Genomic DNA, 13,520 nt, shown 5'->3' with positions numbered 1-13,520 from the left:
TCGGTGAAGATCGCTGAACCGGTCAGGCGCGCCCTGAATCCGGCCGTCCGGCCTCGCTCCGCGGATCGGGCTCAGCCCGCCCGCTTACGGAGTTTGCGTCGCTCACGTTCGGACAGTCCGCCCCAGATTCCGAAGCGTTCGTCGTTGGCAAGGGCGTACTGCAGGCACTGGGGGCGTACCTCGCAGGACGCACAGATCTTCTTGGCGTCCCTGGTGGAGCCGCCTTTTTCCGGGAAGAAGGCCTCCGGGTCGGTCTGGGCGCACAGGGAGTCCGACTGCCAGGCGAGCGGATTGTCGTCCGCGCCCTCCACAATCGTCGGATCCTTGCGAACGCCGGGCACGCCGAGGCGTACGGGATCGACGAACCAGTCTTCAGGTACCCCAGAACGATATTCAGACAACGTCATATCGCCTCCACCCATCAGCTCACGCACGTTTTCGCGCTAGAACTAATTACACCGGTGTAGTTCACATCCGTCAAGTCGCGGATCGTAAACCCTCAATGCGGGCTGGAGAGTTCAGACTCGCCCACTATGCCCGAATCGTGTCGTTGATCAGACGGTGGATGCCTGCCGGGATTCCCAGGCGCTGCGCACCATGTCTTCGAGGGTGTGTCGCATCTGCCAGTCCAGGTCGCGCGCGGCCATCTCGCCCGACGCGACGATGCGGTCGGGGTCTCCGGACCGACGCGGGCCGATCTCCGGGCTGAACGGGATTCCGGTCACGGCCGCGACCGTGCTCATGATCTCGCCCACCGAAACGCCCTCGCCACTGCCGAGGTTGTAGACCGGGGCGATCGTCAGGCCGGCGTCCAGCCGCCGGGCTGCGGCGACGTGCGAGATCGCGAGGTCGGCGACGTGGATGTAGTCGCGCACGCAGGTGCCGTCGGCGGTCTGGTAATCGTTGCCGTTGATGCGCGGGGTGCGACCGTCGATCAGGGCCTCGAAGACCATCGGGAAGAGGTTGTGCGGGCTCGTGTCGCGCAGGTCAGCGCTGCCGGAGCCGACCACGTTGAAATACCGCAGCGAGGTGTGCGCCAGTCCCGCGGCGACGGCCTGATCGCGCAGGAGCCACTCACCGATCAGCTTGGACTCACCGTACGGCGACTCGGGGCTCTTCGCGGTCTCTTCGGTGACGAGGTCGGTGAACGGGGTGCCGTAGACGGCGGCGCTCGAGGAGAAGACGATGCGGCCGACGCCGGCCTCCTGCATGGCCGCGAGCAGCAGGGCGGTCGCCGTCACGTTCTGCTCGTAGGTGTGCAGCGGGCGGGACACCGAGACACCGGCGTACTTGAATCCGGCGACGTGCACGACGCCACTGATCGGGTGCTCGGCGAAGGTCTTCGCCAGCAGCTCGGTGTCGAGCAGGGTTCCCTTGATGAAAGGAACTCCGGCCGGCACAAAGTCAGCGTGCCCGCTGGACAGGTCGTCCAGGACGACGACCTCGATGCCCTCGGCGAGGAACGCGCGGACGACGTGGGAGCCGATATAGCCGGCCCCTCCGGTTACAAGCCAAGCCATGTGGTGCCCCTGCGCTCTCCGGGCAACCGTGTGCTGCCGCTTCAGACCACACTATCGCCCGCGCGGGAACGGTTCGGGATGCCGGTTACGGCGTGCCAGTTCGGCCTCGCCGTACCCGTCGGAGCGCATGGTGACGATGCTCGCCGCCACGGCCCAGATGGAGAGGGCCAGCAGTACACTCAGAAACAGGATCATGGCACTAACGGTAGGTCTTGCGACTTTCTGCCACGAGTGGCAGAGTTGCCGTTTACCCGCACATTCCTGCCATCGTCTCCGAGGACCTCATGCTGAAGAAGATTGTCTGCGTCGCCATCCCCGGCATGGCCCCCTTCGAGTTCGGGGTGATCTGCGAGGTATTCGGTATCGACAGGTCGGAACACGGCGGCCCGGCCTTCGATTTCCACGTCGTCACGGCGGTGCCGGGTGCCCTGCGCACCAAGATCGGCTTCGACATCGTGGTGCGCGACGACCTCACCGCGGCGGCGGACGCCGACCTCATCGCGATCCCTGCCTACGAGGCCGGCAGCGAGATCCACCCCGACGTTCTCCGCGTCGTGCGTGAGGCCGAGCAGAGGGGCGCCTGGGTGCTCAGCGTGTGCAGCGGCGCGTTCATCCTCGGCGCCGCCGGCATCCTGGACGGGCGCCGCAGCACCACTCATTGGATGTACGCCGAGGCCCTCGCCCTGGCCTACCCGAACACCACCGTCGACCCCGATGTGCTCTTCGTGGACGACAATCACGTGGTCACCGGCGCGGGGACCGCCGCCGGCATCGATGCGGCACTGCACGTCGTGCGCCGGGAACTCGGCGCCGCAGCTGCGAACGTGATCGCCCGGCGCATGGTGGTGCCGCCGCAGCGTGACGGCGGTCAGTCCCAGTTCATCCAGGCGCCGATCCCCGAACAGCGCAGCGATTCCTTCGCCACGATCACCGACTGGATGTTGCAGAGCCTCGACCAGGACCTCACCGTCGACCAGCTCGCCAGGCGCGCGCTGATGTCGCCGCGCACCTTCGCGCGCCGGTTCCGGGCCGAGCTGGGCACCACACCGACGGCCTGGCTGAACCGGCAGCGCCTGATCCTGGCCCAGCAACTGCTCGAGGAGACCGACGAGACCCTCGACCTCATCGCGGCGCAGACCGGATTCGGGGCCGCGAGTGTGATGCGGCACCACTTCGTGCGCAGTCTTCAGACCACACCGACGGCGTATCGCCGCACCTTCGGCCGGCGCCGGACCGCGCCAGACTACGCCGGCATGGTTCCGGGCGGGCCGGACTACGGCGTGGTGGCCAGGAAGACTTCGCCGGAACCCGCGAAGGTGAGCGTTCCCTCGTCCGGCGTGATGTAGACCGACTCTCCCCTGGCCAGCGAGATCGACGAGCCCGCACCGGCGACCAGGAACCGGCCGGCCGTGCAGATCGCGATGCCGGGTCCGGTGAGCGCCAGCTGCCGCATCGGCACGCCGGCCGGGCCGGATGCTGTGGCGGACGCATCCGCCGGCACAGAGATGTGCGCCAACTCGAAGTCGGGCACGTCGGGCCTGTACACGGCGACGCCGTCAGCCTGCGGCTCCGGTGCCAGGTAGGGCACCGGCAGGGGCGCGAAGTCGAGAACGTCGAGGAGCTCGTCGACGTCGATGTGCTTGGGGCTGAGGCCGCCTCGCAGCACGTTGTCCGACGCGGCCATCACCTCGACGCCGAGGCCGGACAGGTAGGCGTGGATGTTGCCGGCGGGCAGGAAGAGCACCTCGCCGCGTTTCAGCGACACCAGGTTGGTGAGCAGGGAGATGACGATGCCGGGGTCGCCCGGGTACGCGGCCGAGAGCGAGCGCACGGTGTCGAACTCGGCGGCGAAACTCACCCTCGCGCCGCCGTCGATCAGGAACGCGGCCTGCTCGGCGAGGGCCACGACCCGCTCGACCAGCCAGGACACCTCGCCGGTGTCGCCGCCGCGACCGTCGCGCAGCAGCCAGTCCACGACGTCGTGGATTGCGTCGTCGCCGATCAGACGGTTTTCCAGGCCGAGCAGGGCCGCGGGCTGGGGATCGTCCATGGTGGCGTCCAACGCGCGCAATTCGGCGAGGATCGAGCGGATCTGACGCGGGTCGCGGAAGCCGCACAGGGCCTGGAAGGTGTCGCTGAGCGCGAAGATGATCTCCGGCTTGTGGAAGGGGTCCCGGTAGTTGCGGTCGGCCGCGTCGATCGGGATGCCGGCCGCGTTCTCGAGGGCGAAGCCGGCCGCGGCGCGGGCCGGTGACGGGTGCGCCTGCAGCGAGAGCGGGCCGTGGGCGGCGAGGATCTTCATCAGGAAGGGCAGGCGCGCCTGCCCGGCGTGCGCGGAACCGAGCGCGGCTGCCGGGTCCTGGTCGATCCACTCGGCGAGGTTGGCCGCTCCCCCGGTGAGGGTGGGGTCGGCGATCACCGATGGGCAACCGGGGTGGGCGCCGAGCCAGAGCTCGGCTTCGGGGCCGCCGGATGCGGGCCGGCCCAGCAGGTCGGCGATCGCTGTCGGCGAGCCCCAGGCGTAATCGCGCGGTGTGTTGCTGATGCCCACAAACATGCTTGGCTCCTGAACCTCGAGGTTTAGACCAAACTACCAACCGCTTTCCTTCGCCCGGCGCAGAGTTCTAGGCTGAACGTCCCGGTCAACGCGCTCGCGCGGCCGGCATCTAGTGCAAGGGAGCCAGATGACTTTCGAACCGCTCAGCAGTGATTTCTTCGGGTACGAGAACCTCCTCGCGGAGAACGAGAAGGCCGCGCTCGCGCGCATCCGCTCGTATCTCGAGGCGGATGTGCGGCCCGTCGTGAACGGATGCTGGGAGCGGGCCGAGTTCCCGTCCGAGATCATCAGGCCGCTCGGCGCCCTCGGCGCGTATTCGTTCGGCTGGGAGGAGACCCGGCCGTTCCCGAACTCCGCGGTGTTCCGTGGCTTCGTGGCGCTCGAGCTGGCCCGGGTGGACGCATCCGTTGCCACCTTCGTCGGCGTGCAGAACGGTCTCGTCGCCGGATCGATCGCCGCCTGCGGGTCGGCGGCGCAGCGGGCCCTCTGGCTGCCGCGCCTGGCCACGGGTGACGTCGTCGGCGCTTTCGCCCTCACCGAGCCGTTGAGCGGCTCCGACTCCGCGCAGGGGCTGCGGACGACCGCGACCCTGGACGGTGACACCTGGGTGCTCAACGGGCAGAAGCGTTGGATCGGCAATGCGACCTTCTCCGACATCACCATCGTGTGGGCCAAGGACACCGCGGACGGCGCCGTCAAGGGTTTCATCGTGCCCACGGACACCGCCGGGTACACGGCAACCAAGATCGAGGGCAAGATCAGCCTGCGTTCGGTGCAGAACGCCGACATCACGCTGGAGAACGTTCTGGTGCCAGAGCACAACAGGCTGCAGAACGCGAACTCGTTCCGCGACACCGCCAAGGTGCTGCGCTTCACCCGCGCCGAGGTGTCTTGGGCGGCCGTGGGACTGGCGATCGGCGCCTACGAGGCCGCAGCGGCGTACGCCGTGGAACGGGTACAGTTCGGCAAGCCGATCGGCGGCCACCAGCTTGTGCAGGACCTGCTCGTGAAGAGCCTGGGCAACATCACGGCCAGCCTGGGCATGGTGGTGCGGGTCTCCCAGATGCTCGACGACGGCACCCAGCGCGACGAGCACTCTGCCCTGGCGAAGTCGTACACGACGTCGCGGATGCGGGAGACCGTGTCGTGGTGCCGTGAACTGTTCGGCGGCAACGGCATCGTGCTGGACTACGACATCGCCAGGTTCTTCGCCGACGCCGAGGCGATCTACTCCTATGAAGGCACCCAGGAGATGAACACCCTGATCGTCGGCCGCAGCATCACCGGTCTGGCTGCGTTCGTCTGACCGGTCCGGGCGGGTCCGGCTAACCCTGACCGGGACTTCGGACGAGAAAGTCATACTGGCGAACTAAGCTCTCCCGCATGCGAACCTCAGAAGCGGCCCGCGGCGCCGGAAGTCTGGTGATCATCCCGACCTACAACGAGTTCGAGAACCTGGAAAAGATCGTGTCTCGCCTGCTGACGGCCACGCCCGCTGCACACGTGCTGATTGTCGACGACGGCAGCCCGGACGGCACCGGCGCCCTGGCCGACCGGATGGCCGAGGCTGACGACCGCATCAAGGTCGAACACCGCACCGGCAAGCTCGGCCTGGGCTCCGCCTACGTGCTGGGCTTCATGTGGGGACTGGCGCGAGGTTACGAGTTCTTGATCGAGATGGATGCCGATGGGTCACATCCGCCGGAGCGCCTGCCCGACATGATCGGCCGGGTCGCCTCCGACGAACCCGGCGCCCCCGACCTCGCCGTCGGCTCCCGGTGGGTGCCCGGTGGCAGCGTGGTCAACTGGCCGCGGCACCGGCAGCTGCTCAGCCGAGGCGGGAACACCTACGCGCGCCTGGTGCTCGGTCTCTCGCTCAAGGACGTCACCGCCGGCTTCAGGGTCTACTCGTCGGCGACGATCGCGGCGATGGATCTCGCGGACGTGTCGTCGAAGGGCTACTGCTTCCAGGTCGATATGACCCTGCGGGTGCTCGATCAGGGCCGCTCGGTCGTAGAGCTCCCGATCGAGTTCCGCGAACGGGAGGCCGGCGAGTCGAAGATGAGCCAGGCCATCGTGATCGAGGCCATGCTGCGGGTCACCCAGTGGGGATTCCAGCGTCGCTTCACGAGGATCCGCTCCGGCCGGGCGCAGGCCACGGTCCGTTAGATGGTCACCGTGCGGCGGGGAGCGCCTGAGGTGGACGCGATTGTGGTCGGCTCCGGCCCCAACGGGCTCGCTGCCGCGGTCACGCTGGCCAGGGCCGGCCTCTCGGTGCGGGTCTACGAGAGGTCCGCGACCGTCGGCGGCGGCGCCGAGACCGCGGAGCTGACCCTGCCGGGTTTCCACCACGACGTCTGTTCCGCCGTGCACCCGCTCGCGCTGGCCTCCGAGTTCTTCAAGCGGTTCGGGCTCGCGGACCGGATCGAACTTGTCGTCCCCGAGGTCTCCTACGGGCATCCGCTGCTGGGCGGCACCGCCGGGCTGGCCTATCGCAGCCTGGAACGCACCGCCGCCGAGCTGGGCCGGGACGGCGCGGCCTGGATCCGGTTGTTCGCTCCCCTGGTGGCACACTCCGAGCGGGTGGCGGAGTTCACCGGTGCGCAGCTCCTGCGGCTGCCGAGGCATCCGGAAACCGCGCTGCGCTTCGGTCTGCGGGCTCTCGAGCAGGGCAGCCCCCTCTGGGACCTGCGCTTCGCGGGGGAGACGGCGCCAGCCCTGCTCACCGGCGTCAGTGCGCACACGATCAGGGCGCTGCCGAGCATCGCCACCGCCGGCGCAGGCCTCACTCTCGCCACCTATGCGCACGCGGGCGGCTGGCCGATCCCCGTCGGCGGCAGTGGCGCGATCGTGACCGCGATGGTCGACGACCTGCTCGCCCACGGCGGCGAGATCGTCACGTCAACCGAGGTGCGGCGGCTGAGCGACCTGCCGCCGGCCCGCGTGGTGATGCTCGACCTGACGCCCCGGGCGCTGCTGCGCCTCGCCGAGGGCGAGCTGCCCGCCGCATACGCGCGGCGGCTGCGCGCCTTCAGATACGGCAACGGCGTCGCCAAGGTCGACTTCGCGCTGTCCGACCCGGTGCCGTGGCAGGCGGCCGGACTGCGGGCGGCGGGCACCGTGCACGTGGGCGGCACCCGGGCGCAGATCCGGCGAGCCGAGAACACCGTCGCGCGCGGCCGGCACGCCGAGGAACCCTACGTTCTCGTGTCCCAGCCCAGTGGCCTCGACCCCAGTCGCGCCCCGGCCGGTCAGCACACCCTCTGGGCGTACACCCATGTTCCGCGCGGCTCCGCCATCGACCAGACCGAGGCGATCGTGCGCCAGATCGAGCGCTTTGCTCCAGGGTTCCGCGACACCATCCTGGCCAGCGCCGCTCGCAGCGCGTCCAGCGTGGAAGCGCACAATCCCAATTACATCGGCGGCGACATCTCCGCCGGCGAGGTGAGCATGACCCAACTCGTGCGGCGGCCGGTTCTCTCGCCGGACCCCTGGCGCACTCCCCTGGACGGCGTCTACCTCTGCTCGTCGTCCACACCGCCGGGCCCGGGCGTGCACGGCCTGGCCGGCTGGCACGCCGCCCTCAGCGCTCTTCGTCACGACCTTGGGGTGCGCACCGCCCCCGATCTCTCCCCGACCAATCAGGAATAGGTGACACCGTGGCCGTTAACCATCGCACCATGAACTGCCCGCCCGAAAGCGTCTTCGCCGTTCTGGCGGACGGCTGGTTATACCCGAGCTGGGTCGTCGGGGCCTCCCGGATGCGGGACGTCGACCCGGCGTGGCCGATCGCAGGAAGCGTCATCTACCACTCTGTAGGCGTCTGGCCCGCCCTGATCGACGACACCACGTCGGTTCTGGAGTGGGATCCACCCCGGCACGCGCTGTTCAAGGCCCGTGGCTGGCCGCTCGGTGAGGCCCACGTGGCGTTGGATGTGAAGGCTCGCGGCGACGGATGCGTCGTACGCATCACAGAGGACGCCACCGCCGGCCCCGCCCGGTTCGTCCCGTCCTTCCTGCGTGAACCGGCCATCAAGATCCGAAACGAAGAGACGTTGCGCCGGCTCGCCTTCCTCGCCGAGGGCGGCGCCGGGTTCAACTAGCCCCGCCGCCGCCGACGGGCGCGCCTGTCGAGACCCCGCAACCCGTCCTCGACAACGTGCCCGTCCCGTCGGTCGAGCCTGTCGAGACCCCGCGAGCCATCCTCTGCAGTTAGGAAATGTTTTCGATATCCGTTTCGGAACTTGCTGACATTTCCTCGCATATAGGTGCGATTCGTGAGAGAATGGGGGTATGGACGACGAGCTGGATAATGGCTCCACCGCACCGACGGGAACGACTCCCACCGGGTCGAACCTGCACGACTGGAACACCGGTATGGCCGGTCCGGATCCCCTCTCGGCCGTGGATGCCGCCAGTCTGAGCGGCACTTCCGACACGAAGGCCGCCGCTGCGGCCGGCCCCGCGACGGGCTCGTCCCGTCCCGGTCGGGCCGGTCGGGGTCCGTCTAAGCCGCGGCCTGAGTGGCGGGATCCGGCCGAGTTGCTGGGGGTGCAGCGCGCGCACACTGGTGCGTTCGGTCAGAAGCTCCAGGCGTTGGATGATGCGGCGCGGATGGTGATGGCGGTGATGGATTCCATTGACGTGAACGCGTTGAGTGACCCGGAGGTGGTCGCGTTGACGCAGATGGTCGAGCGCACCGGCCGGCCGGTGGATGCCGCCCGGGTGGCCACGGCGACCGTGGTGGGTTACCGGTCCCGCAGCGGGCTGGGCACGGAGTCGCTGGCCTGGCGGTTGGGGGCGTCGCACCAGAATGATCTGCTGATCGGGCTGACCGGCACGTCGGTGCCGGAGATGAAACGGCGCGTGGCCCTGGGTGAGAAGGTCGCCCCGCGGATGTTGGGCGGCATGGTCCTCGAGCCCGAGTTCCCGTTCGTGGCCGCAGCCTTGGCGGCCGGGGAGATCGGTATTGATGCGGCGGAGAACATTGTGAAGGGTTTGGCCGACTACAAGGTGCACGGCCGGTTCGACGCGGACCAGTTGCTGGTGGACGGCGGTGAAGCCGAGCTGGTGGAATCGGCAACCGGGTCGGTATTCGGCCGCACCTCCGGCCCCGGCGACACAGCCGACGACGCCGTCTGCACCGGCCCGGTCCGGCGTCTGGGTGCGTCGGCGGGGTTCACCTTCCCGGCGGACCGGATCCGGGAGATGGCGGCGACGTGGCAGGCGGTGTTGAACCCGGACGGGGCCGCGCCCACCGCGGAGATCCTCGAGGCCAAATCCACGTTCTCGTTCGGCAAACTCAGCCAAGGGTTGCACCCGCTGCGCGGCGGGGTGACGCCGGAGCTCAAGGGCATCATGCAGACCCTGTTCAACACGTTCCAGTCCGCGCGCAGCGCTCCCGCGTTCCCGTCCGCGGAGGAGCAGCAGCGTATCGAGGCCGGCGAACTCGTGCCCGGCGAGATCCTCGACGAGCGCGACGGCGGCCAGAAACGCGCCGATATTCTCCGCGGCATCCTGGTCCAGGTCGCCCAAGACCCTCGCACCCCGACCATGGGCGGGATGCCGCCGACGGTGATGGTGCACGTGAACGCAACCGACCTGATCAACGGGGTCGGGGTCGGTTGGATCGACGGCGTCGAGGGGCCGATCTCGATGAAGACGATCAACCAGATGGTCGACAACGGCGGCTTCCGGCCGATCTTCTTCGGCGGCACCGGCGCCGTCCTCGCCCTCGGCGATAAGGTCCGGTGCTTCACGCCGCTGCAACGCAGGGCGATCACCGCCCGAGACGGCGGCTGCATCATCCCCGGCTGCACCTGCCCACCGCAATGGACCGAAGTCCACCACGTGCAGCCGTGGCAGCACGGCGGCCCCACCAACGTGAGCAACGGGGTGTTGCTGTGTTGGTATCACCACCACAACATCGAGACCTCGGGGTGGCACATCCGCATGGTCCTGGGCATGCCCGAAGTCAAAGCCCCACACTGGATCGACCCCACCGGAACCTGGCGAAAACCACCCCAACACCGCGCCCACGACCCCAAATACCGCCGGCAAGACGAGTAGCCGCGGCACCTCGACTCGTGGGCGCCGGGTCAGGTCAGGTCAGGCCAGGGCGAGGAAGAGCTTCTCCAGCTCGTCCACGGTGAGTGATTCGGCGTTGTCGGGGTCCGCGATGCAATCCCGCATCGCCGAGGAGACGATCGTGAACCCGGCCCGGTCGAGAGCGCTCGACACCGCGGCCAGCTGTGTGACGACATCCTTGCAGCTACCGCCGGCCTCGACGGCAGTGATGACCGCACTCAGCTGCCCCTGCGCGCGACGCAGCCGGTTGAGCACTTTCTTCTGGTTCACGGCACGCTGGTCGTCGGTCACGACCGTCGCCACTGGAGTCGACTCGGTCATGACCGGATCCCGTCCAGCGCCGTGGGCAGGCCGGCCTGCTGCCAGGCGTTCATGCCGCCGGTCACGTTGACGGCCTCGACTCCGTTGCGTTCGAGGAATGCGGCGCCCTGCAGGCTTCGGCCTCCGGCTGCGCAGATGACGTAGACGGGGCTGTCCCGCGGTACCTCGTCCAGCCGTTCGCTCAGTTCACCCAGGGGAATGGGGATGGCACCGGCCGCGTGACCGGCCTCGAATTCGTAGGGTTCGCGCACATCGACCACGACGGGATCGGAAAGGGCTGCGAGTTCGGTAACCGAGATGTCGGTCATGTGGGGTCCCTTCGGAACGGAGAGCGGGGCACGACGGTATACCCCTGAGGGTATCAGAAGATGGGGGCAGGTTGAGAGGAGGTCGCCCCAGTACCCTAGACACATGCCCGCCGTTCAGAGCCGCCTCACAGTTCGCCTGTTCGCGACCCTGGTGTTCTTCAGCGTGTTGGCCGGCCAGTTCTGGCGAAACCTGCTCGGCTGGTGGGGCTTCGGCGCCATCGCCGTGTTCATTCTGGTCGGCAGCATTGGTCTCCTCGTCTCCCTGAAGCCCGAGTGGACCTGGCGCGGCTTCCCGAAGTCCCTGGCCGCGTTCATGCTCGTCGCCACGGTGTCCCTCGCCTGGTCGGCATATCCAGGGGCGAGCGCGATCGGTATCACCCTGCAGTGGATCACCACGATCACCGCCCTGTTCCTGGCGCTGTGCCTCACCTGGGCCGAGCTCCTGCGCACACTCGCGGTCGCTCTGCGGTGGATCCTCGGCCTCTCGATACTCTTCGAGATCGTCGTCGCCGTGTTCATCGGCCACGCGGTGCTCCCGTTCTGGGTTGAATACACCGGCAAGATCCCGGCCGCGTTCTACTGGTCGCGCGGACTGCTGCTGGAAGGCGGCCCGATCGAGGGCATCGTCGCCAGCCGCAACCTGCTCGGCTTCATCGCCCTGCTGGCACTGATCGTCTTCGCCGTGCAGCTCTTCGCCGGCACCGTGGCCCGCGGCCGCGGCATCGCCTGGGTGACCGTGGCCCTCATCATGCTGTGGCTGACCCGGTCGGCCACAGTGTCCGTCGCCCTCCTCGCCGTCACCATCGCCCTGCTCTTCACGCTGTGGGCCCGCCGGCTGCCGCCGATGGGCCGGCGCCCGCTCTACCTGAGCGCCGCCGCGGTCCTGGCCACCGTGGTGGTCGGGCTCGTCGCGTTCTCGCCCACACTGCTTTCGATGCTCGGCAAGAGCGAAGACCTGACCGGACGTTTCGACATCTGGGGCCGGGTCATCGATCTCGCCGGCGAACGCCCCCTCGTGGGCTGGGGCTGGGTGAGTTACTGGGTACCGTGGGTCGAACCATTCGACGGCCTCGCGGTGCGCAAAGGCGTGCAATACCTGCAGGCCCACAACGCCTGGCTGGATGTCTGGCTCCAACTGGGCATCCTCGGCCTGATCATCTTCGCCGCGCTCACCCTCTCGACCCTGTGGCGGTCCTGGTTCCTGGCCGTCGACAGGCCCCGCCTGGGCATCGCCGACACTGAAACCTACGCCGTCTCCTCGATCCTGCCCCTCCTGCTCACGGTGGCGCTGCTCGCGCAGAGCCTGGCCGAAAGCCGGATCCTCGTCGAATCCGGCTGGGTGCTTCTCGTGATCCTGGCCGTGCGGTCCAAGCGTCCCGGCGCAGACGCGGAGCTGCTCGGCCTGGGCCGGCGATGACCGGCCCCGCACGGCCCCCCTACGTTCCTGACGCCATCACCGTGGTGCTCGCATCGCCGCGGTTCAGCGCAACCCTCACTCACCTGATCCTCGGGTTCGCCTTTTCAACACACCTGCTGCGCAGCCTGATGGGCTGGCCGGGCCTGCTCGCCGCACTGGTGTGTCTGGTCGTGCTTGCGACAGCCTCCATGATCGCCCGGCGGCAGAGCATTGAGTGGCACGGCCTGCTGCCCCTGTCGATCCTGGTCTTCCTGGTCTGGTGCGCACTGTCGGTGCTGTGGAGCGGGTATGCGCTGCAGACCGTCAGCGGCGTCGCCTACCAGCTGGCCTTCGCGTTCCTGGCGATCTACGTCGCCCTGGTGCGCGACACCATTCAGATCGTTCGAGCCACCGGCGATGTGCTCAGGCTGCTCCTCGGGCTGTCCCTGGCCCTCGAAGTGCTGTCCGGACTGCTCCTGGACCTACCGATCGCATTCCTCGGCGTGCAGGGCAACATCACCATGCTCGGCCCCATCCAGGGCGTTTTCGGGTCGCGTAACGCCCTCGGCCTGGTATCCCTGATCGCCGCGATCAGCTTCATCATCGAGTTGCGGTCCCGCTCCGTACGACCGGGCCGCGCCGCCGCCTCGATAGCGCTGGCCCTGCTCGGCCTGCTGCTGACCCATTCCCCGGTGTTCGTCGTCGTGGCGAGCGCCGTCGGCATCGCCGCGCTGGCCCTGTACTGGCTGCGCCGCACCCGAGCCGAGGACCGCTGGCTGCTGCAGCTGAGTCTGCTCGGCGCCACGGTGCTCGCTGCCCTGTTCGCCTTCGTCGGCCGCACCGGCATCATCGACCTGCTCAACGCCGGCAGTGAATTCGAGACCCGGTCATCGCTGTGGCGCGAGATGTGGCGGCTGGTGGAGGTCCATCCACTCGAGGGTTGGGGCTGGACCGGGATCTGGCCACAGGACGTCAGTCCGTACGGCTGGCTCGACTTCGTCACCGGTAGCCGGCACTCCTCCGCCCTCAACGCATTCCTCGACGTGTACTTCCAGGTCGGCCTGGTCGGGTTCCTCTCATTCGTGGTGTTGGTGGCACTGGCCTTCATCAGGTCGTGGCTGCTCGCCTCGAACAAGAAGCCCGTGGTGTACGTCTGGTCGCCGCTGGTCCTGGTGGTGCTTCTGGTCACCTCGGCGGCCGAGAGTACCGTGCTGGTCGAGTTCGGCTGGCTCCTGCTGTTGATTTGCTCCGTCAAGGCCGCGCAGGGCCAGAGCTGGCGCCGACTGCTATCGCCCAGCCCGCGCAACGAACTGATCTGATCTGATCTGATC

At 68.4% G+C, this 13,520-nt stretch carries 14 protein-coding genes; 8 read left to right on the top strand and 6 right to left on the bottom strand.

Translation table 11 applies throughout. The features are described 5' to 3' along the window. Nucleotides 1-71: 71 nt before the first annotated feature. The 3 genes from B7495_RS03170 to B7495_RS19020 all read right to left on the bottom strand — a co-directional run bounded on the left by B7495_RS03170 (nt 72) and on the right by B7495_RS19020 (nt 1,715). Complete coding sequence (locus tag B7495_RS03170; RefSeq protein WP_088455297.1) at nt 72-407, bottom strand: WhiB family transcriptional regulator; 336 nt, start codon at nt 405-407, stop codon at nt 72-74. 147 nt (nt 408-554) lie between these two features. After that, the gene (galE, locus tag B7495_RS03165) at nt 555-1,520 is read right to left on the bottom strand and encodes a UDP-glucose 4-epimerase GalE (protein ID WP_088455296.1); all 966 of its coding nucleotides are present in this window, start codon (nt 1,518-1,520) and stop codon (nt 555-557) included. Nucleotides 1,521-1,571: 51 nt separating this feature from the next. After that, the gene (locus tag B7495_RS19020) at nt 1,572-1,715 is read right to left on the bottom strand and encodes a hypothetical protein (protein WP_165787882.1); all 144 of its coding nucleotides are present in this window, start codon (nt 1,713-1,715) and stop codon (nt 1,572-1,574) included. An 89-nt stretch (nt 1,716-1,804) separates the two neighbouring features. On the opposite strand from B7495_RS19020, the gene B7495_RS03160 reads away from it, so the two are divergent. Next, complete coding sequence (locus tag B7495_RS03160; RefSeq protein WP_088455295.1) at nt 1,805-2,866, top strand: GlxA family transcriptional regulator; 1,062 nt, start codon at nt 1,805-1,807, stop codon at nt 2,864-2,866. Here the strand turns inward: B7495_RS03160 and manA are convergent. Further along, entirely contained in the window at nt 2,794-4,077 is a 1,284-nt protein-coding gene (manA, locus tag B7495_RS03155) for a mannose-6-phosphate isomerase, class I (RefSeq protein WP_088455294.1), read from the bottom strand. The two genes, B7495_RS03160 and manA, sit on opposite strands and share 73 nt — an antisense overlap. A gap of 127 nt (nt 4,078-4,204) precedes the next feature. Between manA and B7495_RS03150 the strand changes: the two genes are divergently transcribed. The 5 genes from B7495_RS03150 (at nt 4,205) to B7495_RS03130 (ending at nt 10,146) form a co-directional block, all read left to right on the top strand. Next, on the top strand, nt 4,205-5,383 hold the full coding sequence (locus B7495_RS03150) for an acyl-CoA dehydrogenase family protein (protein ID WP_088455293.1): 1,179 nt from the start codon (nt 4,205-4,207) through the stop codon (nt 5,381-5,383). A gap of 77 nt (nt 5,384-5,460) precedes the next feature. Then, nucleotides 5,461-6,246 carry a polyprenol monophosphomannose synthase gene (locus B7495_RS03145; protein ID WP_088455292.1) on the top strand — a complete coding sequence of 262 codons (786 nt, stop codon included), beginning with the start codon at nt 5,461-5,463 and terminating at the stop codon, nt 6,244-6,246. After that, nucleotides 6,247-7,728 carry an NAD(P)/FAD-dependent oxidoreductase gene (locus B7495_RS03140; RefSeq protein ID WP_088455291.1) on the top strand — a complete coding sequence of 494 codons (1,482 nt, stop codon included), beginning with the start codon at nt 6,247-6,249 and terminating at the stop codon, nt 7,726-7,728. It begins immediately after the preceding gene. A 29-nt stretch (nt 7,729-7,757) separates the two neighbouring features. Then, entirely contained in the window at nt 7,758-8,180 is a 423-nt protein-coding gene (locus tag B7495_RS03135; protein WP_088455290.1) for an SRPBCC family protein, read from the top strand. 190 nt (nt 8,181-8,370) lie between these two features. After that, nucleotides 8,371-10,146, top strand: coding sequence for an HNH endonuclease signature motif containing protein (locus B7495_RS03130; RefSeq protein WP_088455289.1), 1,776 nt, complete (start codon nt 8,371-8,373; stop codon nt 10,144-10,146). Between the two features lie 39 nt (nt 10,147-10,185). Here B7495_RS03130 and B7495_RS03125 read toward each other — a convergent pair whose 3' ends face one another. Continuing rightward, complete coding sequence (locus tag B7495_RS03125; RefSeq protein WP_088455288.1) at nt 10,186-10,485, bottom strand: metal-sensitive transcriptional regulator; 300 nt, start codon at nt 10,483-10,485, stop codon at nt 10,186-10,188. Then, on the bottom strand, nt 10,482-10,793 hold the full coding sequence (locus B7495_RS03120) for a rhodanese-like domain-containing protein (RefSeq protein WP_088457870.1): 312 nt from the start codon (nt 10,791-10,793) through the stop codon (nt 10,482-10,484). The genes B7495_RS03125 and B7495_RS03120 overlap by 4 nt, the downstream gene beginning before the upstream one ends. 103 nt (nt 10,794-10,896) lie before the next feature. On the opposite strand from B7495_RS03120, the gene B7495_RS03115 reads away from it, so the two are divergent. Both B7495_RS03115 and B7495_RS03110 read left to right on the top strand, forming a co-directional pair. After that, nucleotides 10,897-12,210 (top strand): O-antigen ligase, encoded by a 1,314-nt coding sequence (locus B7495_RS03115; protein WP_166788846.1) that lies wholly within the window; start codon nt 10,897-10,899, stop codon nt 12,208-12,210. Further along, nucleotides 12,207-13,508 carry an O-antigen ligase gene (locus tag B7495_RS03110; protein WP_088455286.1) on the top strand — a complete coding sequence of 434 codons (1,302 nt, stop codon included), beginning with the start codon at nt 12,207-12,209 and terminating at the stop codon, nt 13,506-13,508. Before B7495_RS03115 ends, B7495_RS03110 begins: the two co-directional genes overlap by 4 nt. The last annotated feature ends 12 nt before the right edge of the window (nt 13,509-13,520 follow it).

The sequence above is a fragment of the Cryobacterium sp. LW097 genome (assembly GCF_002205495.2).
GTDB lineage: Bacteria > Actinomycetota > Actinomycetes > Actinomycetales > Microbacteriaceae > Cryobacterium > Cryobacterium zongtaii.
This window is presented reverse-complemented; position numbering and strand designations above follow the sequence as displayed.

Bases quoted from the DNA above. Each gene is read 5' to 3' on its own strand.
- B7495_RS03145 (WP_088455292.1), top strand. From the start codon at position 5,461: ATGCGAACCTCAGAAGCGGCCCGCGGCGCCGGAAGTCTGGTGATCATC.
- B7495_RS03140 (WP_088455291.1), top strand. From the start codon at position 6,247: ATGGTCACCGTGCGGCGGGGAGCGCCTGAGGTGGACGCGATTGTGGTC.
- B7495_RS03120 (WP_088457870.1), bottom strand. From the start codon at position 10,793: ATGACCGACATCTCGGTTACCGAACTCGCAGCCCTTTCCGATCCCGTC.
- B7495_RS03115 (WP_166788846.1), top strand. From the start codon at position 10,897: ATGCCCGCCGTTCAGAGCCGCCTCACAGTTCGCCTGTTCGCGACCCTG.
- manA (WP_088455294.1), bottom strand. From the start codon at position 4,077: ATGTTTGTGGGCATCAGCAACACACCGCGCGATTACGCCTGGGGCTCG.
- B7495_RS19020 (WP_165787882.1), bottom strand. From the start codon at position 1,715: ATGATCCTGTTTCTGAGTGTACTGCTGGCCCTCTCCATCTGGGCCGTG.
- B7495_RS03125 (WP_088455288.1), bottom strand. From the start codon at position 10,485: ATGACCGAGTCGACTCCAGTGGCGACGGTCGTGACCGACGACCAGCGT.
- B7495_RS03160 (WP_088455295.1), top strand. From the start codon at position 1,805: ATGCTGAAGAAGATTGTCTGCGTCGCCATCCCCGGCATGGCCCCCTTC.
- B7495_RS03170 (WP_088455297.1), bottom strand. From the start codon at position 407: ATGACGTTGTCTGAATATCGTTCTGGGGTACCTGAAGACTGGTTCGTC.
- B7495_RS03130 (WP_088455289.1), top strand. From the start codon at position 8,371: ATGGACGACGAGCTGGATAATGGCTCCACCGCACCGACGGGAACGACT.
- B7495_RS03135 (WP_088455290.1), top strand. From the start codon at position 7,758: ATGAACTGCCCGCCCGAAAGCGTCTTCGCCGTTCTGGCGGACGGCTGG.
- galE (WP_088455296.1), bottom strand. From the start codon at position 1,520: ATGGCTTGGCTTGTAACCGGAGGGGCCGGCTATATCGGCTCCCACGTC.
- B7495_RS03150 (WP_088455293.1), top strand. From the start codon at position 4,205: ATGACTTTCGAACCGCTCAGCAGTGATTTCTTCGGGTACGAGAACCTC.
- B7495_RS03110 (WP_088455286.1), top strand. From the start codon at position 12,207: ATGACCGGCCCCGCACGGCCCCCCTACGTTCCTGACGCCATCACCGTG.